At 60.3% G+C, this 21455-nt stretch carries 22 protein-coding genes; 6 read left to right on the top strand and 16 right to left on the bottom strand.

Going from position 1 to position 21455, the window contains the following annotated elements:
* Window positions 1-141: 141 nt before the first annotated feature.
* A complete protein-coding gene (gene ctaD, locus PspS35_RS00295) occupies window positions 142-1731 on the bottom strand; it encodes a cytochrome c oxidase subunit I (RefSeq protein ID WP_159932266.1) in 1590 nt (529 codons plus the stop codon).
* Window positions 1732-1789: 58 nt separating this feature from the next.
* Window positions 1790-2917, bottom strand: a complete 1128-nt coding sequence (gene coxB / locus PspS35_RS00290; protein ID WP_032885077.1) for a cytochrome c oxidase subunit II — start codon at window positions 2915-2917, stop codon at window positions 1790-1792.
* Between the two features lie 367 nt (window positions 2918-3284).
* Here coxB and PspS35_RS00285 point away from each other — a divergent pair, with 367 nt between their 5' ends.
* Window positions 3285-3932: a hypothetical protein gene (locus PspS35_RS00285; protein WP_159932264.1), complete on the top strand. Its 648-nt coding sequence runs from the start codon at window positions 3285-3287 to the stop codon at window positions 3930-3932.
* Window positions 3933-4000: 68 nt separating this feature from the next.
* Here the strand turns inward: PspS35_RS00285 and PspS35_RS00280 are convergent, their stop codons facing one another.
* The 8 genes from PspS35_RS00280 to prlC all read right to left on the bottom strand — a co-directional run bounded on the left by PspS35_RS00280 (window position 4001) and on the right by prlC (window position 14213).
* Entirely contained in the window at window positions 4001-5548 is a 1548-nt protein-coding gene (locus PspS35_RS00280; RefSeq protein ID WP_159932262.1) for a SulP family inorganic anion transporter, read from the bottom strand.
* A gap of 85 nt (window positions 5549-5633) precedes the next feature.
* Complete coding sequence (locus PspS35_RS00275) at window positions 5634-6365, bottom strand: carbonic anhydrase (protein WP_159932260.1); 732 nt, start codon at window positions 6363-6365, stop codon at window positions 5634-5636.
* 227 nt (window positions 6366-6592) lie between these two features.
* Complete coding sequence (locus tag PspS35_RS00270; protein ID WP_159932258.1) at window positions 6593-7651, bottom strand: PA0069 family radical SAM protein; 1059 nt, start codon at window positions 7649-7651, stop codon at window positions 6593-6595.
* An 81-nt stretch (window positions 7652-7732) separates the two neighbouring features.
* On the bottom strand, window positions 7733-9028 hold the full coding sequence (locus PspS35_RS00265) for a cytochrome c (protein ID WP_159932256.1): 1296 nt from the start codon (window positions 9026-9028) through the stop codon (window positions 7733-7735).
* Window positions 9029-9040: 12 nt separating this feature from the next.
* Complete coding sequence (locus PspS35_RS00260) at window positions 9041-10825, bottom strand: GMC family oxidoreductase (protein WP_159932254.1); 1785 nt, start codon at window positions 10823-10825, stop codon at window positions 9041-9043.
* Between the two features lie 2 nt (window positions 10826-10827).
* Window positions 10828-11580 (bottom strand): gluconate 2-dehydrogenase subunit 3 family protein, encoded by a 753-nt coding sequence (locus tag PspS35_RS00255; RefSeq protein WP_159932252.1) that lies wholly within the window; start codon window positions 11578-11580, stop codon window positions 10828-10830.
* A 261-nt stretch (window positions 11581-11841) separates the two neighbouring features.
* Complete coding sequence (locus tag PspS35_RS00250; RefSeq protein WP_010207776.1) at window positions 11842-12117, bottom strand: YheV family putative zinc ribbon protein; 276 nt, start codon at window positions 12115-12117, stop codon at window positions 11842-11844.
* Entirely contained in the window at window positions 12114-14213 is a 2100-nt protein-coding gene (prlC, locus tag PspS35_RS00245; protein ID WP_174244773.1) for an oligopeptidase A, read from the bottom strand. Before prlC ends, PspS35_RS00250 begins: the two co-directional genes overlap by 4 nt.
* 54 nt (window positions 14214-14267) lie before the next feature.
* Between prlC and PspS35_RS00240 the strand changes: the two genes are divergently transcribed.
* Together PspS35_RS00240 and PspS35_RS00235 are read left to right on the top strand one after the other, a co-directional pair.
* A complete protein-coding gene (locus PspS35_RS00240; RefSeq protein ID WP_159932248.1) occupies window positions 14268-14810 on the top strand; it encodes a gamma carbonic anhydrase family protein in 543 nt (180 codons plus the stop codon).
* Window positions 14807-15466, top strand: coding sequence for an HAD family hydrolase (locus PspS35_RS00235; RefSeq protein WP_159932246.1), 660 nt, complete (start codon window positions 14807-14809; stop codon window positions 15464-15466). The genes PspS35_RS00240 and PspS35_RS00235 overlap by 4 nt, the downstream gene beginning before the upstream one ends.
* A 255-nt stretch (window positions 15467-15721) precedes the next feature.
* Here PspS35_RS00235 and PspS35_RS00230 read toward each other — a convergent pair whose 3' ends face one another.
* On the bottom strand, window positions 15722-16765 hold the full coding sequence (locus tag PspS35_RS00230; RefSeq protein WP_159932244.1) for an aminopeptidase: 1044 nt from the start codon (window positions 16763-16765) through the stop codon (window positions 15722-15724).
* Between the two features lie 74 nt (window positions 16766-16839).
* Between PspS35_RS00230 and PspS35_RS00225 the strand changes: the two genes are divergently transcribed.
* Window positions 16840-17262, top strand: a complete 423-nt coding sequence (locus PspS35_RS00225; RefSeq protein WP_159932242.1) for a hypothetical protein — start codon at window positions 16840-16842, stop codon at window positions 17260-17262.
* On the opposite strand, the gene PspS35_RS00220 is transcribed toward PspS35_RS00225, so the two are convergent.
* Window positions 17263-17502 carry a DUF1161 domain-containing protein gene (locus PspS35_RS00220; RefSeq protein WP_159932240.1) on the bottom strand — a complete coding sequence of 80 codons (240 nt, stop codon included), beginning with the start codon at window positions 17500-17502 and terminating at the stop codon, window positions 17263-17265.
* Window positions 17503-17711: 209 nt separating this feature from the next.
* Window positions 17712-18143, bottom strand: a complete 432-nt coding sequence (locus PspS35_RS00215; RefSeq protein ID WP_017253980.1) for an OsmC family protein — start codon at window positions 18141-18143, stop codon at window positions 17712-17714.
* Between the two features lie 221 nt (window positions 18144-18364).
* Here PspS35_RS00215 and PspS35_RS00210 point away from each other — a divergent pair, with 221 nt between their 5' ends.
* Window positions 18365-19366, top strand: coding sequence for an LLM class flavin-dependent oxidoreductase (locus PspS35_RS00210; protein WP_159932238.1), 1002 nt, complete (start codon window positions 18365-18367; stop codon window positions 19364-19366).
* A 68-nt stretch (window positions 19367-19434) separates the two neighbouring features.
* On the opposite strand, the gene PspS35_RS00205 is transcribed toward PspS35_RS00210, so the two are convergent.
* Both PspS35_RS00205 and PspS35_RS00200 read right to left on the bottom strand, forming a co-directional pair.
* A complete protein-coding gene (locus PspS35_RS00205; protein WP_159932236.1) occupies window positions 19435-19659 on the bottom strand; it encodes a DUF1161 domain-containing protein in 225 nt (74 codons plus the stop codon).
* Window positions 19660-19775: 116 nt separating this feature from the next.
* The gene (locus tag PspS35_RS00200; protein ID WP_057011580.1) at window positions 19776-19991 is read right to left on the bottom strand and encodes a dodecin; all 216 of its coding nucleotides are present in this window, start codon (window positions 19989-19991) and stop codon (window positions 19776-19778) included.
* 156 nt (window positions 19992-20147) lie between these two features.
* Between PspS35_RS00200 and PspS35_RS00195 the strand changes: the two genes are divergently transcribed.
* A complete protein-coding gene (locus tag PspS35_RS00195; protein WP_032885107.1) occupies window positions 20148-20474 on the top strand; it encodes a DUF883 family protein in 327 nt (108 codons plus the stop codon).
* Here the strand turns inward: PspS35_RS00195 and PspS35_RS00190 are convergent.
* Entirely contained in the window at window positions 20471-21367 is an 897-nt protein-coding gene (locus PspS35_RS00190; RefSeq protein WP_159932234.1) for a LysR family transcriptional regulator, read from the bottom strand. The two genes, PspS35_RS00195 and PspS35_RS00190, sit on opposite strands and share 4 nt — an antisense overlap.
* Window positions 21368-21455 lie beyond the last annotated feature (88 nt).

Genomic DNA, 21455 nt, shown 5'->3' with positions numbered 1-21455 from the left:
CACCCCATGTGAATGAGGCCAATGTGGGAAGGGGCTTGCCCTCGATAGCTGTCTCACAGCCAATGGCGATGGCGACTGGCAAGCCGCCATCGGGGGCAAGCCCCCTCCCACACTGACCGCGCTCGCGATACACAATGGTGTTCATTTGACCTCCGGCGGCGTGGTGAAGGTGTGGTACGGCGCCGGCGAAGGCACGCTCCACTCAAGCCCTTCAGCACCATCCCACGGCTTGGCCGGCGCCGGCTTGCCCCCACGAATGCACTTGATCACGATGAACAGGAAGAAGATCTGCGTGGCGCCAAACATAAACGCGCCAATCGACGAGACCATGTTGAAGTCGGCGAACTGCAGGTTGTAGTCCGGCACCCGGCGCGGCATGCCGGCCAGCCCGACGAAGTGCATCGGGAAGAACGCCATGTTCATCCCCACGAACGACAGCCAGAAATGCAGCTTGCCCAAGGTTTCGTCGTACATGTGGCCGGTCCATTTCGGCAGCCAGTAGTAAGCCGAGGCGAAGATCCCGAAGATCGCCCCCGGCACCAGTACGTAATGGAAGTGCGCCACCACGAAGTAGGTGTCGTGGTACTGGAAGTCCGCCGGGGCAATCGCCAGCATCAACCCGGAGAAGCCGCCGATGGTGAACAGGATCACAAAGGCCACCGCAAACAGCATCGGCGTCTCGAAGGTCAGCGAGCCTTGCCACATGGTGCTGACCCAGTTGAACACCTTCACCCCCGTCGGCACGGCGATCAGCAGGGTGGCGTACATGAAGAACAACTCGCCCACCAGCGGGATACCGACCACGAACATATGGTGCGCCCACACGATAAACGACAGGAACGCGATGCTTGCCGTGGCATAGACCATCGAGGTGTAGCCAAACAATGGCTTGCGCGAAAAGGTCGGGATGATCGAGCTGACGGCGCCGAAGGCCGGCAGGATCATGATGTACACCTCGGGGTGGCCGAAGAACCAGAACACATGCTGGAACAACACCGGGTCACCACCGCCGGCCGCACTGAAGAAGCTGGTGCCGAAGTGGATGTCCATCAACATCATGGTCACGCAGCCGGCCAGTACCGGCATCACCGCGATCAGCAGGAACGCGGTAATCAGCCAGGTCCACACGAACAGCGGCATCTTCATCAAGGTCATGCCCGGGGCGCGCAGGTTGAGGATGGTCGCAACCACATTGATCGCGCCCATGATCGAGCTGATGCCCATCAGGTGGATGGCGAAGATGAAGAACGTCACGCTTTCCGGCGCATAGGTGGTGGAGAGCGGGGCGTAGAAGGTCCAGCCGAAGTTCGGCCCGCCGCCAGGGGTGAACAACGTCGAGACCAGCAACAGGAACGCCGCCGGCAGCAGCCAGAAGCTGAAGTTGTTCATGCGCGGCAGGGCCATGTCGGGCGCGCCGATCATCAGCGGGATCATCCAGTTGGCCAGGCCGACAAACGCCGGCATCACCGCGCCGAACACCATGATCAGGCCGTGCATGGTGGTCATCTGGTTGAAGAATGCTGGCTCGACGATCTGCAGGCCGGGCTGGAACAGTTCGGCACGGATGACCATGGCGAACGAGCCGCCTAGCAGGAACATTGCAAACGCGAACCACAGGTACATCGTGCCGATGTCCTTGTGGTTGGTGGTCAGCACCCAGCGCATCAAGCCCTTGGCGGGGCCGTGGGCATGGTCACCGGCGTGGCCATGGTCATCGATCACAGCGCTCATGGCCGTTCTCCTGCAAACGAATGGGCGGGGCGGGTCGGGGCAAACGCAATGAAGGCTGTCATTTGCTTTCCGCCTGTTTGATGGCCAGCACGTCTTTTGGCGTGACCATGTCGCCTTTGTTGTTACCCCAGGCGTTGCGCTCGTAAGTCACCACGGCAGCGATGTCGACTTCCGAAAGCTGTTTGCCGAACGCCGCCATCGCAGTGCCAGGCTTGCCGTGATAGACGATGCTCAGGTGATCGGCGGCGGGCCCGGTGGCGATTTTCGAGCCCTTGAGCGCCGGAAACATCGGCGGCAGGCCCTGGCCTTCGGCCTGGTGACAGGCCACGCAGGTGGTGTGATAGACCTTGTCGCCACGGGCCACCAGCTCTTCAAGGGTCCACTCTTTGGAGGTCAGTTCCTTGAGCTTGGCCGCCTCGGCCTTGCGCTCACCCAGCCAGGTTTCGTAGTCGGCCTTGGACTTGACCTCGACCACGATAGGCATGAAGCCGTGGTCTTTGCCGCACAACTCGGCGCACTGGCCACGGTAGATGCCGGGCTTCTCGACACGGGTCCAGGCTTCGTTGACGAAGCCGGGGATGGCGTCGCGCTTGACCGCAAAGGCCGGCACCCACCAGGAGTGGATCACATCGGCGGCGGTGACCAGAAAGCGCACCTTGGCGCCCACCGGCAGCACCAGCGGCTGGTCGACTTCGAGCAGGTAATGCTCGCCCTTGGTGGCCTGGTTGTGGATCTGCTCGGCAGGCGTGGCCAGGTTGCTGAAGAACTCCACATCCTGGCCCAGGTATTTGTAATGCCACTTCCACTGGTAGCCGGTGACCTGGATATCGATATCCGACTCACTGCTGTCGTAGATGTTGATCAGGGTCTTGGTTGCCGGAATGGCCATCGCGATCAGGATCAGCAAGGGCACGACGGTCCAGAGGATTTCCACGGTGGTGCTCTCGTGGAACTTGGCCGCGACCTGGCCGGTGGAGCGCCGGTGGACCATCATCGACCAGAACATGGCGCCAAATACGATGATGCCGATCACCACACAGATCCAAAAAATGGTCATGTGCAGGTCGAACACAGCGTGACTGACTTCTGTTGCCCCTGGCGCCATATTCGTTGTCCAGGCGGCGTGCGCCTGGCCGAATACCGACCACAACAGGAGGCCCATCCAAACGTGTGGATGTCGCATCATTGCGGGTTCCCCTTATCGTTCTTGTTATCCCGCCGGTTTGCACCTGCGTCGAAGGGAGCGGCTTCCATACTGCTTACAACCGCTTAGCCTTGCCTGCTTATGCAGTCTGGCGTCATCAGCTAATCGCGTACAAACCCGAGTATAGACAGGCTCTGCAACCCCGCAATGTGTAGGGGCAAATGAGCAAAAAAGGTGGGAAAAAACTAATGAAATAGGCTGCGGAATCGTTTTTCCGACGAACGATGGCAATTCGATATAACGCCCGCGCATAACCATGAAACAATTATGACAAATACGTCTGATGGCCTCGTATAAACGAGCTAACTTATCCTCTCCCTTTTCCTATGCCTGCATCACTGGAGCGTCCATGAACACCGCCGCATTGCGCGAGCAGATTTCCCGTGCCCATCAACACGAAGCCACCTCGGGCCAGCTTGCCCAGCAACTGGAAAAACAATTGCCGCACCTGCATTCGGCCATTTCCCTGGCTGACGGTGATCGCAACATCGTCATGGCACGCTTTGTCACAGCCTACATTGACCTCGTCCCGGACTTGCTCGACGCCGCCAATGACGTGGCCCGCGAGGCCGGTATCGAAAGCCAGATCAAGCCGGTACTGAAGATTGCCGAGCATTTCTTCCTGCAACCACCAGCGATCCTGGCGGGTCACGAAGGCCTCGACGGACTGCTGGACGAGGCCTACCTGGCCCATCGGCTGGTGGAAGAAGTAAACGATCTGTATATCAAGCACTTCGGCCAGCCGTTGATTCCGGCGGATACCACCGTGGCGAACCTGATTGCCCATCAGTTGATCGGCGAGGAATTTGCCAACAAACTCGATGAAGCCGTGCACCTGGCGGTGGACGAGATGCTCAACGAAGAGAGCTTTGCTCTGGAGTCGGTCGAGACCTACCGCGAGCAACTGAAAAGCCCGAACACCGAGGCTGCGTGGAAGCGCTGGCCGTGCCTGTCGCGGCAGTTGGGGGTTGAGTTGGCGCTGGACCAACCCGCCTGAATCTTAAGATAGACGCAAAACACATGTGGGAGGGGGCAAGCCCCCTCCCACTTTTTGATCCGGCTTCATCAGCCGACTGATGGCGCCGAACCGATCCCCGTCGTCGTCCTGACCCGGCCTTCGAGCCGTCGCTTCAAACCTCGCGCCTCAATCACCAGCTTCGAACCCTTCGCCGCATTGGCCCGCCCCCATTCCTCCAGCAACTCGAGGCAGGAATGGTCGATATAGCTGAGGTTATTGAGCGGTACATGCACCGTGGTCCCCGCAGGCACCGTCGACAGCACCTGAGTCAACGCCGGCACTTTGAGAAAGGTCGCCGCACCGGTCAAACGCAGCTCCATCTCGCCATCCTGGGGCAGGTCGATCAGGCTGACTTTCAGCCGTGATGCCTTGAGCGCCAGTTTGACCAACGTGAGGCCAAAGCCCACCAGCACTCCCGTCAGCAGGTCAGTAAAGATGATCGCCAGCGCGGTGGCCGCATAGGTAAACATCGGCATCCGCCCGTAGCGCCCCAAGGCTTTGAACGCCTTTACGTCCACCAACTTGATCCCGGTGTACACCAACACGCCCGCCAGGCTCGCCACCGGGATGCTTTGCAGCACGCTCGACAGCAGCAATACGAAGCCCAGCAACCACACACCATGAAACATCGCCGACAGACGGGTGGTGGCACCGGCCTGGACGTTGGCTGAACTGCGCACAATCACGCCGGTCATCGGCAACGCACCGACCAGACCGCAGAGCATGTTGCCCACGCCTTGGGCGCAAAGCTCTTTGTCGAAATCTGAACGTTGCCCACTGTGCATGCGGTCGACGGCCGCGGCAGAAAGCAGGGTTTCGGCGCTGGCGATAAATGCCACAGCGAAGGCTGCAATCAGCAATTGAGGATCGGCCAGGTTCAGCAGGTCGCTGGGCCGCAGCCAGTCGATGGCATCGGCCAGGTTTTCCGGCACTTCCACGCGCTTGACCTGCAATGCCAGCACCAGGCTGGTGACCGTTGCCAGGCCCACACCAAGCAGGGCACCCGGCACAAACCGCAGCGGTTGCGGGCGAAATTTATCCCACAGGTACATCACCAGCATCGTCGACAACCCAAGCAAACCCGCTTGCCAGCCGAGCCCGCCACCAAGGGTCGGGATGGCTTCGGCCAAGGCGGCCGGGAAGCCCGCCAGGTTGTCCAGGCCGGAAGGCTTGGGGGCGCCATCCAGCATCACATGAATCTGCGACAGCACAATCAGCACGCCAATCCCCGCCAGCATGCCGTACACCACCGCTGGCGCCGTCACGCGGAACCAGCAGCCCAGGCGCAAGCGCCCGGCCACCAGTTGCAGGAAGCCCGCCAGCAACAGGATCGGGCCCAGCATCAACATGCCGTGCTGGCGCACCAACTCGAACACCAGCACCGCCAAACCCGCCGCCGGGCCGCTGACTTGCAGCGGCGAACCCGCCAACCAACCCACTACCAGGCCACCGATAATGCCGGTGATCAGGCCTTTGGCCGGCGGCATGCCGGACGCGATCGCGATCCCCATGCACAGCGGCAAGGCGACCAGAAACACAACCACCGAGGCGAGCAGCTCCCGTGGCAAAACAGCTTTCAATTGAGCAGCACGCATGATGACTCTCCCGAGGCATTCGCCGGGCGCGGTAAGGCCTGGCTGCATCCATGGCAGCCACCGCTTTACCCGGCAGGGAAGTGTTTTAGAAGCGCGCTTTAGGCGTCGCTGAAGGGATCGGCCCGTCGCCGCTCAACGAGCGGAACGCCGACTGGTCAGCATCGTAGGCGCGGATTTCGCTGGTCTCGATGTTGTAGATCCAACCGTGAATGAACAACTGGCCATTGGCCATGCGCGATGCCACGGAAGGGTGGGTACGCAAATGCTGCAGTTGGGCGATGACGTTTTCTTCGGTCAGCACTTTCATGCTCTCGCCTTCATTGGCGCAGTCGCAGTTGTCCTCGACCATAGACTTGGCGACCTCGGCGTGCCGCAGCCAGGCCCTTACCGTCGGCATCTTTTCCAGGCTGTCTGGGTTGAGTACAGCGCGCATGGCACCACAGTCGGAGTGCCCGCACACGATGATGTGCTGCACGCCCAGGGCCAGTACCGCGTACTCGATGGCCGTGGAAACACCACCGTTCATCTGGCCGTAGGGCGGCACCACATTGCCGACGTTACGGGTCACGAACAGGTCGCCCGGCGAACTTTGGGTGATCAGCTCGGGCACGATGCGCGAATCGGCGCAGGTAATGAACATCGCCCTTGGGCTCTGGGCCGTGGCGAGTTTCTTGAAGAGTTCTTCCTGCTGGGGGAAGACGTCGTGATGGAAATGCAAAAAACCGTCAACGATGTGCTTGAGCGCTGCATCGGCGGACTCCGCCACTTGAGGGGCTGAAGCCGACGCAGCCAACGGCTGTTTATCCTTATCACTCATGATTCATCCTCTTGATTAATGCAGGGGAGTGTTCAGGACAGTTCGACGCCCGGCCAGTGGAATAGTTGTAAAACTCCAAAAACCCAGGTGCCGACTCATCAGTCACTCGCTGATCAAAGTAACCGTCGAAACTTAACTCAAACTGAATGAACCGCTCTAGATCGCGGGTTTCAGTGATGTCAAAACGCGACTATTCCTACAAGGAAGGTGCATTCCTCCTGATCAGTCTACAACAACGCCATCTGTCTGCCCGGCGGACAGAACGCCGTGCAATCCAGATTAAACCCCTCACGACGATTGAGCCCCAGGCGCTTGATCGCCTTGCTGAAACGCTGTGCGAGTAAATCGGCAAACGGCCCTTCGCCACGCATGCGCACGCCGAAACGGCTGTCATACACCTCGCCACCACGTACCTGACGCACCAGGCTCATCACATGGGCTGCGCGCTGCGGGTAATGCGCCGCCAGCCACTCCTCGAACAACGGCGCCACCTCCAGCGGCAGGCGCAGCATCATGTAGGCGGCGCTTTGCGCACCAGCAGCGTGGGCTTCGGTCAGCAGGCTCTCCAGTTCGCTGTCGTTGATCATCGGAATCATCGGCGAACACAGCACGCCCACCGGAACCCCCGCCTCGCGCATCACCCGGATCGCCCGCAGCCGTGCCTTGGGCGCTGCCGTGCGCGGTTCCAGGATGCGCTTGAGCTCGTCGTCCAGGCTGGTGAGGCTGATCATCACCGCCACCAGGCGCTGGCGGGCCAGTTCGGTGAGCAGGTCGAGGTCGCGCAGGATCAGCGAACCCTTGGTGATGATGGTGACCGGGTGCCGATAACGCAGCAGTACTTCGAGGGTTTGCCGGGTAATCCTGTATTCACGCTCGATGGGCTGGTAGGGGTCGGTATTGGAACCCAGGTTGATCGGCGCGCATACATAGCCCGGCTTGGACAATTGCTGCTCCAGCACATCGGCGGCATTGCTCTTGGCGATCAGCTTGGTTTCGAAATCCAGCCCCGGCGACATGTCCCAATAGGCATGGCTGGGCCGCGCATAGCAATAGATACAGCCATGCTCGCAGCCGCGATAAGGGTTGATCGAACGATCGAAGGGTAAATCCGGCGAGTTATTGCGGGTGATGATGGTCTTGGCCGTCTCAATGCGCACTTCGGTGCCCTGGGTCGGTGGCACTTCCTGGTACCAGCCATCGTCCTCGGCCACGCTGACCGTAGGCGCGAAGCGGTTGTGCAGGTTGGTGGCCGTGCCCCGGCCACGGGGCGGCAGCGGAGTAGACATAAAAGCGCCTCGATACTGTTTTTATATACAGTATCGAGGCGCGGGGTTCCTGACCAGTGCCGTTTGGCGGCTAGCCAGGAATCAGTGCTTTTGCGTGACCTGCCCCAGGTCATCGCCCGAGGTGGTTCGCATATCGTGCTTGCGCAGGTCGGCCACGTCGCTGGCTTTGACCGGCGCACCTTTATTGCCCCAGCTGCCACGGATGAAACTGACCACATCCGCCACTTCCTGATCCGACAGGCGCCAGGCAAACGCCGGCATGGTGAAGGTGGACGGCGCCGCGTGCGTGGCTGGCAGGGTGCCGCCGTTCAACACAATGTTGATCAACGAGGTCGCATCCGCCGTCTGCAACACCGGGTTGCCCGCCAGCGCCGGGAACACCCGTGTGTAGCCGTGGCCATCGGTACGGTGGCAGGCCGCGCAGTTGTCGATATACACCGACGCACCCGCCTGGCTGTCATCGCCTTTCCACAGCGCCTGGGCCACCTGCTTGTCGTACACATGCGGCGTGTCCTTGGGATCGACCGCCGGCAGGCTCTTGAGGTAACGGGCGATCGCGGTCAGGTCGTCTTGCGACATGTACTGCATGCTATGGACTACGACGTCGCTCATGCCGCCAAACACCGCGCTGCGATCACTGCGACCGGTCTTGAGGAACTGTACCAGTTGCTCCTCGCTCCAACTGCCGAGGCCGTCCTTATGGTCGCCACGCAAGCTCTTGGCGATCCAACCTTCCAACGGCGCACTGCCAGACAGGAACGCATTGCCATCGGTGGCGCTCAGGGCTTTTTCCTGCATGGTCAGGGCACGCGGTGTATGGCATGCGCCGCAGTGGCCGAGGCCTTCGACCAGGTACGCGCCACGATTGATCACCGGGTCGGCGTCCGCGGCCGGGGTGTCCGCCACCTCCGGCGCAAACATCCAGCGCCACGCCGCCAACGGCCAACGCATGCTCAAGGGCCACGGAATGTCGCTGGCCTTGTTCGCTTGGGCGACCGGCTCCACACCCTTCATGAAGTACGCATACAACGCCTGCATATCGCTGTCGCTGACACGCGCATAGGACGGGTATGGCATCGCTGGGTAAAGCGTACTACCGCTCTTGGCGACGCCATGACGCACGGCCTTGTCGAAGTCTTCGAAGCTGTAGTCGCCCAGGCCGGTCTTGTCTGGGGTGATGTTGGTGGAGTAGATCACGCCAATCGGGGTTTCCATCGGCAGGCCACCGGCGAAGGGCTTGCCGCCTTTGGCGGTATGGCAGGCGACACAGTCGCCAGCGCGGGCCAAGTATTCGCCCTGTTTGATCAGGTCGCTTTCGGCGGCGCTGATCGAGCAACTGCTGAACAGCGCAAAGGTCGCGATAACAAGTGCTTTCATGGTCATCGCTCCTTATGCCTGAACCAGTGGGCCGGGGTTTTTCAGGTACTGCTCGCGGATCGCCCGGGCCGACCAGTAGGTCAGCGCTGCCACCAGGCCTGTCGGGTTGTAGCCCAGGCCCTGTGGGAAAGCGGACGCGCCTGGGACAAACACATTGTGTACATCCCAGCTCTGCAGGTAACGGTTCAACGCACTGGTTTTTGGGTCGGTGCCCATGATTGCGCCACCGTTGAGGTGGGTGGTCTGGTACGACGCGGTGTTGAAATGCTCGCCGACTTTTTTGCCGAGCACGGCAATCGCCTTGGGGCTCATCGCTTCGGCGACCTTGCCCATTTTCTCGACCATGAAGCGGTTCATCTTGATGTCGTTTTCCTGCCAATCGAACGTCATACGCAGCAGCGGCAAGCCGTAGGCATCGCGGTAAACCGGGTCCAGATCCAGGTAGTTGCCCCGGTAGGATTGATGGGCGCCGTGGGCGTCCATCGACACCTGATGGGTGTAGTAATCGGCGGTGGCGCGCTTCCACGCACTGCCCCAAGCCGGGGTGCCGGGTGGGTTGGACGTACCGGCAATCGGCCGGCTGCCGGCCTGGTTGACCCACATCGGCGAGCCGCCCACAAAGCCGTGGGGGCCGTGGTCGAAGTTGTCCGCGTTGAAGTCGTCCATCGCCACGCCATTACCGCCCGCGCCGATGAAGTTGTTGGTGTGGGTGTCTTTGTCGAAGAAGGCCTTGATGGTGGCCATGTTCTGGTAGGCGAAGTTCCGCCCGACCACGCCCTCATTGGTGATCGGGTCGTACGGCTTGCCGATGCCCGACAGCAGCATCAGGCGCACGTTGTGGAACTGGAATGCACCGAGGATCACCAGGTCCGCCGGCTGCTCGATCTCGCGGCCCTGGGCATCGATGTAGGTCACACCCGTGGCTTTTTTCTTGGTGCTGTCGAGGTTGACCTTGAGTACGTGGGAATTGGGCCGCAGCTCGAAGTTCGGCACCTGGCGCAGCGCCGGCAGGATGTTCACGTTCGGCGAGGCCTTGGAGTACATGTAGCACACGTAGCCACTGCAAAAACCGCAGAAGTTGCATGGGCCCATTTGCGCGCCATAGGGGTTGGTGTACGGCCCCGAGGTGTTGGCGGACGGCAGGTTGTAGGGTTTGTAACCTACATCGGCAGCCGCTTTCTGAAACAGCTGTGCGGAGACGGTATTTTTCTGCGCTTGCAGCGGGAACGGGTTGGAACGGTCCGGCGCATACGGGTTGCCGCCACGGCCTTCGCCCACCAATTGCCCTTTCACCGTCCAGGCCTGGCCGGAGGTGCCGAATACTTTTTCCGCGTAGTCGAAGAACGGCTCCAGCTCTTCGTAGCTGACGCCGAAGTCCTGGATGGTCATGTCCTTGGGAATGAAGTTTTTCCCGTAGCGCTCTTCGTAATGGCTGCGCATACGCAACTCGATGGGGTCGACACGAAAGTGCACGCCCGACCAATGCAGGCCCGCACCGCCCACGCCATTGCCCGGCAAAAAAGCGCCGAGCTGACGGTTAGGCAGGGCGACGTCATTGACGCTGTGGCGAATGGTCACCGTCTCCTTGGAAATGTCCTGGAAGAGTTTCTTACGCACGCTGTAGGTCAATTCGTCGATGACCTGGGGATAATTGCCGTCCGGGTACGTGTCCTGCATCGGGCCGCGCTCCAGCGCCAGCACGTTGAGGCCGGCTTCCGTCAGCTCCTTGGCCATGATCGCGCCGGTCCAGCCGAAGCCTACGATCACTGCATCCACTTTCTTCATGATGGTCGCCACGTTTATGCCCTCTCGCCACGGATGGAAACAGCCGGGAAGGGGTATTGCTCGTTGCGTTCCACCCAATCCATAAAGTCGGCGCGAGCGCCGGGGAAGCCGATCATGGTCCAGCCGACCATGCCTTTATTGCCACCGTGGATCGGGTCGCAGAAGAAGCCTTCCTTGGTGTTTTGCAGCAGCAGGTTGAAAAACATCTTGGCGGGCACCGCCTCGAAATGCGCCGCCATTTCACTGCCGCCAGCCTCCAGACGGTGCAACATATCGTCTCGGGTAGCGCTGTCTTGCGCAGCAAAAGCTTTACCGTTGAAGGCTTTCGACCAAGCGTCCGTCGCGGCAATGCCCAGGCGATAGATCTCTTTGGGCACCAGTTTGCTCTGCCAGCCCATCTGCGGCGCAGCGTCGGCGTTGAACGGACCTTGCATGAACCACAGCGCGCCGCTGGCATACGGTGTGTTCATCTGACGGTCGATGTATTCCGGCGCGCCGGCTTCCAGGGCGCCAGGGCCTTGGGCATCGGCGGGGATCAGGCGCTCGACGGCGGCGTTGATAAACGCCCATTCCTCTGCGGTGAAATAGCTCGGCTCGTAAGCCTTGTCGCTCGTTGCAGGCTTGGCTGGCGCGGCTTGGGCCGGCTCCGGAGCAACCATCAATATCGAGCCGCCGAGGCCGGTACTGGCAACCGTGACCACCGGGATCAAGGTCAAGGATTTGCGTAGAAAGTCACGCCGGGGGTTGTCTTGATCTTGATCAGACATGGGTGCACCTCATCATGTGGTCACGGGTTTGTTCGGCCGCTTCTGGGGAGCGGCTCGTGTATTTTTGGCAATCAATGGTTACAAATGATAGCAGGCTAAGGATGTGGAGAATGGATTCAGCGACCTAAGTCGAATAAACGCAGGCAAAAAAATGTGGAAGGGGGCTGGCTCCCGATAGCGGTGGGTCAGCCAATTTAGAGCCTGACTGGCCTTGCGCTATCGGGGGCAAGCCCCCTCCCACATTGGATGTGCGTAAAACTTTTAGTCTTTTTTCAACTTCGGGTTCGGGAAGAATTGCACTGCCTGAACCTTGGGGTCCGCCGGCGCTTTGAGCGCCGAAGTATTGACCCGCGTACCCAGTTCCTTGGGCACTGACAGCCCTTGGTCGTTCAAGGTGTCGGTGTACCCGCAGGCCACGCACTCGCGGTGTGGCACGTTGTCTTCGGTCCACATTTTCAGCTTGTCCGGCTCGCTGCACGCCGGGCAGACCGCCCCGGCGATAAATTGCTTCTTGGTGATCACAGGCCCTTCACTCATGCTGCCGCGTCCTCACTCAGGCCGCTGTGGCGCAAGAGTGCGTCAATCGACGGCGCACGTCCGCGAAAATCGACGAACAGCACCATCGGCGCCTGGGAACCACCGCGGGCCAGGATTGCCTCGCGAAACGCGCGACCAGTATCGGCATTGAGTACGCCGTCCTCTTCGAACTTGGAGAAGGCATCCGCCGACAGCACTTCGGCCCACTTGTAGCTGTAGTAACCCGCCGCGTAACCACCGGCGAAGATGTGCGCAAAGCTGTTGGGGAAGCGGTTGTAGGCTGGCGGACGCATCACCGACACCTCGTCACGTACGCCTTCCAGCACCTGCGCCACACTGCGGCCATCACCGTGGGTGGCGTGCATTTCGAAGTCGAACAACGAGAATTCCAGCTGGCGCACCATCATCAGGCCAGACTGGAAGTTCTTGGCCGCGAGCATTTTTTCCAACAGGTCCTGAGGCAGCGGCTCACCGCTTTCATAGTGGCCAGAGATCAGCGCCAGGCCTTCCGGCTCCCAGCACCAGTTCTCCATGAACTGGCTCGGCAACTCCACCGCATCCCAGGCCACGCCGTTGATACCGGATACGCCAGCGTGCTCGACGCGGGTCAACAGGTGATGCAGGCCGTGGCCGAATTCGTGGAACAGCGTAGTCACTTCATCATGGGTCAGCAGGGCAGGCTTGCCGCTGTCGGCCGGGGTGAAGTTGCACACTAGGTTGGCCACCGGGCTTTGCAGCACGCCATCGACAGTGCGGCGGCGGTCGCGCGCGCCGTCCATCCAGGCACCGCCACGCTTGTTGGCGCGGGCGTAGAGGTCGAAGAAGAAGCGGCCGACGTGCTGGCCGTTTTCCTTGATTTCAAACAAGCGGACATCCGGGTGCCAAGTGTCGAAGCCTTTCTGCTCGGCAATCTCGATGCCGTACAGGCGCTGCACAATGGCGAACAGGCCGCCCAGCACCTTGTCGATCGGGAAGTAGGCGCGCAGGGCTTCCTGGGACACGCTGTAGCGCTGCTCGCGCAGTTTTTCGCCGTAGAAACCGCTGTCCCAGCTTTGCAGGTCGGCGCAGCCTTGTTCAGCCGCGTAGGCCTTGAGTTGTTGCAGGTCTTGGGTGGCAAACGGCTTGCTGCGCTTGGCCAGGTCGCGCAGGAAACTCAGGACCTGGTCGCTGGATTCAGCCATTTTGGTGGCCAGGCTCAGTTCCGAGAACGACGCGAAGCCGAGCAGTTGAGCCAGTTCCTGACGCAGGTCGAGGATCTGTTCCATCACCGGGCCGTTATCGTTCTGACCGGCATTCGGGCCTTGGTCCGACGCACGGGTGCAGTAGGCCGCGTAGATTTCTTCACGCAGGGCGCGGTCCTGGGCGTAGATCATCACCGCGTAGTAGCTAGGAAACTCCAGGGTGATCAGCCAGCCGTCGAGGCCTTTGGCCTGGGCGGCAGCGGCCATTTGCGCCTTGGCCGAGTCGGTCAGGCCGGCGAGGGTGGCTTCATCGGTGACGTGTTTGGTCCAAGCCTGGGTGGCGTCCAACAGTTGGTTGGAGAACTTGCTGCCCAGCTCGGAGAGTTTGCTCTGCACTTCGGCATAACGCTTCTGCTGCTCAGGCGGCAGGTCGATACCCGACAGGCGGAAGTCACGCAAAGAATGCTCAAGGATGGTTTTTTGCGCCACATCAAAACCGGCGGCTTCGGGGCTGTTGGCCAGGGCTTCGAAGGCCTGGAACAGTGCACGGTTCTGGCCCATTTCGGTGGAATACGCGCTCAATGCCGGCAGGCAGCTTTCATAGGCCTCACGCAATTCGGCGCTGTTGCACACCGCGTTGAGGTGGCTGACCGGGCTCCAGGCGGCGCCCAGTCGGTCGTTCAATTCGTCCATGGCCAGTACAAGGCCAGCCCACGTAGGATTTTTACCCTGGCTTTGCAGGATGCCTTCGATGGCAACGCGGTTGTCGGCAAGGATCTGTTCGATGGCCGGCTGCACGTGCTCGGCACGGATCACCGAGAACGGCGGCAGGTCGTAGGACTGCAGAAGAGGGTTGTTCGCGCTCACGGTTGGCACCTTGGCTGAAGAAACATGTAAGAACAAAGATGGGGCCATCTTAATTACAATCAACGCCCACCGCAGCTATCAGCAGAAGAGAGAGAGCCTATCGTGACCCTTCGCACCTATCAGAACCACACGCCAACCCTGGGCGCCGGGGCTTTTGTCGATGTTTCGGCGGTGGTGATCGGCGATGTCGAAATCGGCGCCGACAGCTCGGTATGGCCGTTGACCGTGATTCGCGGCGACATGCACCGCATCCGCATCGGTGCGCGCACCAGCGTGCAGGATGGCTGCGTGCTGCACATTACCCACGCCGGGCCGTTCAATCCTGACGGTTTCCCGCTGCTGATCGGCGACGACGTGACCATCGCCCACAAAGTCATGCTGCATGGCTGCACCGTGGGCAGCCGCGTGCTGATCGGCATGGGCAGCATCGTGATGGACGGCGCCGTGGTGGAAGACGACGTGATCATCGGCGCCGGCAGCCTGGTGCCGCCGGGCAAGAAACTCGACAGCGGCTTCTTGTATGTGGGCAGCCCGGTTAAACAAGCCCGCGCGCTGACGGACAAGGAGCGCGCCTTTTTCACCTACAGCGCCGCGAACTACGTGAAGCTCAAAGACCTGCACCTGGCTGAAGGATTCGACCAATGAGCCTGCCTTACCAAACCGTGCTGTTTGACTTGGATGGCACCCTCACCGATCCGCGTGAAGGCATCACCCGCTCGATCCAGTACGCCCTCGGCAAACTGGGCATCGATGAACCGGACCTGACCAAACTCGAACACTTCATCGGCCCGCCGTTGCTGCAAGCGTTCATGCAGTTTTACGACTTCGATGAAGCCAAGGCGTGGGAGGCGGTGAATTTCTATCGCGAGCGCTTCAAGGTCACCGGGCTGTATGAAAACCGCGTGTTCGACGGTGTGATGCCGCTGCTGCAGGACTTGAGCAGCCAAGGCCGCCAGCTGTATGTCGCCACCTCAAAGCCGTGGGAATTTGCCCGTGAAATCGCCAGGCATTTCGACTTTGCCAAGCACTTCAAGGTGATCTACGGCAGCGAAATGGACGGGACGCGTACCAACAAGGTCGAGCTGATCGCCCATTTGATGCGCGAGGAAGGCCTGGACCCGGCCACCACCTTGATGATTGGTGATCGCAAGCACGACCTGATCGGCGCGCGCAGCAATGGGCTGGATTCGGCGGCGGTCGGTTATGGGTTTGGTAGCTTTGAAGAGTTGAACGCCGAGGCGCCGACTTGGCACTTTGAGACGTTGGCGCAGATGCATCAGGCGTTTTTGCAGCGGCCTTGAGGCCGCCATCGGGGGCAAGCGCCCTCCCACCTTATCCGGCTTATACATAACTCTGTGGTGAGCGGGCTTGTCCCGCGCTGGGCTGCGCAGCAGCCCCAAAACCAGGCAACTTGGTTTTTCTGAAAAAACGCGGTGGCTTTGATGGGGCTGCTTCGCAGCCCAGCGCGGGACAAGCCCGCTCACCACAACAGCCCATTTGCCATAGATTCAGCATCCACGGGAAGTTGTGTAGATACCTATGCCCCCGATGAGGCCCTACAGATCAACCCCCGCCAACTGCCTCAACGCAGCCTTGCGCTGCGCCACCGGCAATTCACCCAGCTGCTCAACCGCAGCATAGAACTTCAGCCAATCGCCACCTGCCTGCCGGAACAACGCCGCAAACGCCGACACCCATTGGTCATACAGACCAAACGGCAACAGCCGCGCATTGTTCATCGGCTGGTTGATCCAGGCGTCATAGCGTTTGTCGCCACCCCACTGGCTGTCGCGCATCTGCCGGTATTCAAGGCGCAAGTGCTCGAATTCGGCCGCCTTGGCTTGGCGCATCACATCAGCCGCCAACGGTTGAGCGTAGAGTTGTTCCAGGCGCTTGCGGGTGTCGAGAATCAGCTGGGTAAATTGGTCACGCTGCTGCACAGAGCCATTGCCGGTGGGTGCCAAACCACGGGCGGCGCGCCATTGGCGAGTGCCTTCCTGCTCGACAAAATTGGCAAATGACTCGTTGAACTCGGTGTCGTCCTTCACGTAGAAACGCTGGTGCGCCAGCTCATGGAAGATCAGCGTGGCCAGCCGCTCATCGCCCCAGTGCATCATCGAATTCATGATCGGGTCATTGAACCAGCCCAAGGTGGAATAGGCTTCGACGCCGCCAACCGACACATCCATGCCTTGCTGGCGCAATAACGCCGCCTCACCGCGCGCCGCGCCTTGGCTGTAATAACCGCGATAGGCCACGCAACCGGCAATGGGGAAGCAGTGGTTTTCGGGCGACAGGGAAAATTCCTGGGTGGCGAAGACATTCCAGACGACATAAGGCCGACCAATATCGGCGTACAGCCGGTAACTCTGGTTGTCAGGCAGGTGCAGATGTTCGCTGGCGAAGGTTCGCGCTTTCTGGGATTGAGCGAGATGGTCGCGCAATGGCTGCGGCCGGGAAAGGTCGGCGATGACCTCTGAAACCGGCTCCCTGGCCCGTAGGAGCTGCCACTGACCGCTCGCCAGTTGCCCGTAATAACTGACGCTGGAGCAACCACTGAGCAGCACCACCATCAACCCCGGAAGAAAACGCCTGACCATGCCCTGACTGCTCCTGGGTGTTAGGTTCGTGCTTATACTGACAGAACTACCCGTCCTATCGCCGAGTGCCTGTCATGCGTCAGCTCTTGCTTTGCGTCGCCATCGTGTTCATCGGCGCCTGTACTTCGACCCCCTTGCCTGCAGCCGACCCGCAGCAGGCCTGGGTCGATTTCATCACGCCAACGCCAAGGGCCAAGTTGGTGATGGCACAGCGTCTGGACGGCAAAAACCTCAACGACGGGCGCTATTTCCAGATGCCGCCCGGGGCCCATGAGCTGATGGTGCGCTTTGACTTTGAAGTGCCCGCCGGCGCAGGCCTGGGCGGCATGACCGAAATGCAGGAGCGCACGTGCTTCATGACCTTGCAGTACGACCACTTCCAAGCGGGCCAGCGCTATGTGCTGGAGGGACGCTCGCTGGCGTTCACACCCAACATCCGGCTATACGACTCAAGCCGTCAGTTGCTGGCAGAAGAACGCAGCGTGAACTGTCTCTGATCAGTCGTTGTTGCGCTGGTAGATGATCGCCTTCGTCCCATTCTCACAGCTGCCGACGACCATGGCTACGTCGTGCTTGTCCGCTTCTTCCTTGCTGACGATCTCGAGGGTGTAGGAAGGCACCGCATTAGCCTGGATCTTGACCTCGATCTCTTTCCTGAGCTCTTCACAATCTTTGGGCGCGGCCACAGCCGAAGTGGCCAACACACCGCAGATGATCGCCAAGGCAAAACGTTTCATGTGTGAAGCTCCCTGAATACAGTGCGCACGGGTGTGCGCCTAGGCTGCATATGGCTATTCGACCACAGTTTGGAAACACGAGTTCTGATTTAACGCACAAATGAATGTAGGAGGGGGCTGGCTCCCGATAGCGGCGGATCAGGCAACATCTCTGTCACTGATTAGACCGCTATCGGGGGCAAGCCCCCTCCCACAGTGGACCTACGGGGTTAGCTAACCAGCGTGGCATCCAGGCTGATTTTTGCATTCAGCACTTTGGACACCGGGCAGCCTTCTTTCGCCTTCTTGCTCAGCTCATCGAACTGCGCCTGGCTCGCGCCTGGGATCTTGGCCTTGAGGATCAAGTGCACAGCGGTGATCGCAAAACCGCCATCTACTTGGTCCAGCGTCACTTCGGCCTGGGTGTCGATGCTGTCAGCCTTAAGCCCCGCATCACCCAGAATCATGGAAAACGCCATGGAGAAACAGCCAGCATGGGCCGCGCCAATCAGTTCTTCCGGGTTAGTGCCCTTGCCGCCTTCAAAACGCGCCTTGAAGCCATAGGGCGCTTCACGCAGTACGCCGGTTTCCGTGGAGATGGAGCCCAGGCCCGTCTTCAGGTCACCTTCCCAATGCGCGGATGCTTTTTTAACGATACTCATAGCGGTCTCCTCGAACGGTGGTTTTGCGTCAGTAAGGGTTCTGAGGATAGACAGCCTGGCAAAGTTCATCTTCTTGTCGGAGAAACCTAGCAATTCAGTAGGAATTTTCACGCTCACTATTGAATCTCGGGTATATGCCCTCATTGCATAGAGCATGCACATGAAGCGGCAGGTTTTGGATCGTCTAAAAAGCCTGCGCGCCCCCTTGGAGAAGCAGGCTTATGAAATCGCTGTCCGACGTGAAGTTTTCGACCCTCGACCTGGTTCCGGTGCGAGCCAATGGCAGTCCGGCGCAGTCGCTGCGCAATTCCCTGGACCTGGCCCAGCATGTGGAAAAGTTTGGCTACAACCGTTTCTGGGTGGCTGAACACCACAATATGGACGGCATCGCCAGCTCGGCCACCTCGGTGTTATTGGGTTACCTGGCGGGTGGTACATCAACCATCCGCGTCGGCTCCGGCGGCGTGATGCTGCCCAACCACGCGCCGCTGGTGATCGCCGAACAGTTCGGCACCTTGGAAAGCCTGTACCCCGGCCGTATCGACCTGGGCCTGGGCCGCGCACCGGGTTCCGACCAGATGACCGCCCGCGCCCTGCGCAGGGAACGCTCCGGCAGCGCCGATGAGTTCCCTGAAGATGTTGCCGAGCTGATGGCCTACCTGGGCCCGCGCACACCCGACCAACGCATCATCGCCGTACCCGGCACCGGCACCAACGTACCGGTCTGGCTGCTCGGTTCCAGCCTGTTCAGCGCACAGCTGGCAGGCGAGCGCGGCTTGCCCTACGCCTTCGCTTCGCATTTCGCACCGCGCCTGATGCACGAGGCGATTCGCGTCTACCGCAATCACTTCAAGCCGTCGGCCGTGCTGGACAAGCCCTACGTGATGCTCGGCATCCCGCTGGTCGCCGCCGACACCGACGAGCAAGCCGATTACCTGGCCACCTCGGTGTACCAACGCATCCTCGCGCTGATGCGTGGGCAAAGCCTGGTGCAACGCCCGCCGGTAGAGACCATGGACGGGCAGTGGCTGCCCCATGAGAAAGACGCAGTGGGCAGTTTCCTCGGCCTGGCAATGGTCGGCAGCCCGGCGAAGATCCGCGCCAAACTGGAGGTGCTGATCGAACAGACCGGCGCCGACGAGTTGATCTTCACTTGCGACTTGTATGAGCACGCCGACCGGATTCATTCCTACGAGCTGCTGGCGCAGTTGATGAAGGGCTAAACCCCAGACGAAAAAAAACCGACGCTCCCTTGCCACAGGTGCGTCGATTTTATGTCTGCAACACGCAATCAACCGCGCTTGTAGACGATTTCCTTGGTGCCGCCTTCACAGCTACCGACCACTTCTGCGTCGGTTGCAGCGCCTTTATCCACCACTTCCAGCGAATAACCCGAAGCGCCCTTGGCGTCGATTTTCGCTGCAATTTCACTTTTCAGCTCTTCACAAGGCTTGCCCGCAGCCAGTGCGGTACCCGCGAGACTCAACAACCCTACCGCTAACAGAAACTTCTTCATCCGTTACTTTCCTTGCGCTGATCTAAAAGAACATGCCGACGCACATGGCGTCGGCACCCATTGTTTGTAGCGCAGGTTATGGCAATCGGCCAGCGGGCAAAGTTCAACTCGCCCTATCAGCTACTGGCAATTCGGAACCCCACCTTGAGGGTAACTTGAAAATGCGCAGCTTTGCCGTCCTTGATGTGACCTCGGGTTTCAGTCACCTCAAACCACTCCAAGTGCTTGATGCTCTTATTGGCTTCAGCCAAGGCATTGTTGATCGCATCTTCGATGCTGGTGGTGGATGAGCCCACCAATTCGACTTTCTTGTAGGTGTGGTGATCAGTCATGGCGTATCTCCTTTGGGTCGTTTATGAAGCCTAGCAGTCATTCTTCGTACTGCTTCTGGCGACCGTTCCCACCCGAAAGTTCAGATTTACTGCACTTTCTGAAACCGCTGGAGTCGGTATCTACACACGCCACTCAATCACTTCAGGAGAGTCCACATGGCCAACACTTCTTTACGCAAAGCGTCGCTGGAAAGCATGGAAGCCGAGATTTCGAGCCTGCTCAAGTCCCTTGAGAGCCTCAAGGACGATGCGTCCGATGAGTCGCGCAAAACATTGAAGGCCCTCAAAAGCAATGCCGAGAATGCCCTTAAGCACTCCCGCCATCTGATCAGCGACGCCTACGAAGAAAGCAAAGTCAAAATCCGCGAAACCAGCGTTGCCACCCGTGACTACGCCCAAGAGCACCCGTGGACTACAGCGGGTGTAGCGGTAGGCGCATTGGGCCTGCTGGCCGCTTACCTGTTGTGCAAACGCGGTGACTAAATCGGTTGGCGCATCAGCTCAGCCTTGAGCCATTGCGCCAACTGTAGAGCGCGCCCGTCTGCGGCGCGCTTGGGCAGCCACAGTGCCAGGTGCGCCGGGGTTTCACTGAAACCCCACGGCGCCACCAGGCGGCCTGCACGCAAGTCCTCTGCCACCAGTGGCTGTGGTGCGATTGCCACACCCAAACCGGCCACCGCCGCCTCCAGCAAATAATACAAATGCTCGAACCCCTGGCCGTGCTTTAACGCGCTGGGCGTGATGCCGTGTTGCAGCGCCCAACTGGGCCAGGCCTGTGGACGCGACGTGGTGTGCAACAACGCCTCGCCGCACAAGGCCGAAGCAGGCGCTTGGCGCAAGCGCTCGTAGCCGGCAAAACGTGGGCTCATGACCGGGCCAATGCGCTCGCTGGCCAACTCATACACATGCATGTCCACTGGCCACGGCGGCTCGGCGAATACCAGCAACGCGTCCAGGCCCGGACGACGCGGGTCGAGATCGCCGTCGCCCGCCGAGAGGTGCAAGCGCAGGTCCGGAAGGTCGGCGTTCAAGCGACCCAGGCGCGGGATTAACCAGCGAGCCAATAAGCTGCCTGAACACCCCAAGACGAACGGCGCATCGGCACTGCTCTGGGTGAGCTCAGCGCACACATCCCTCAACCGCTCGAAGGCCTCGGCACTGGCATCCCGCAGTCGGACCCCGGAATCTGTGAGTTTAAGGCCACGTCCGTCCTTAACGAACAGGCTGACACCCAAGTGCTCTTCCAGCACTTTCAGCTGGCGACTCACCGCACCGTGGGTCACATGAAGCTGCTCGGCAGCCTGGCTGACGCTGTTGAGTCGTGCGGTCGCTTCAAACGCGCGCAGGGCATTGAGGGGCGGAAGATCTCGGCTCATCTGTGAGTTTTCCTGACAGGTTGCAGCGATCTTATCGGTTTTCAGCGTAGTGCGTCAGGGGTAGAGTGGCCCTCATTGTTTCCTACAC

It is taken from the genome of Pseudomonas sp. S35, from assembly GCF_009866765.1.
Classification (GTDB): domain Bacteria; phylum Pseudomonadota; class Gammaproteobacteria; order Pseudomonadales; family Pseudomonadaceae; genus Aquipseudomonas.
The sequence above is the reverse complement of the archived record's forward strand: the minus strand, read 5'-3'. Positions and strand labels throughout refer to the sequence as shown.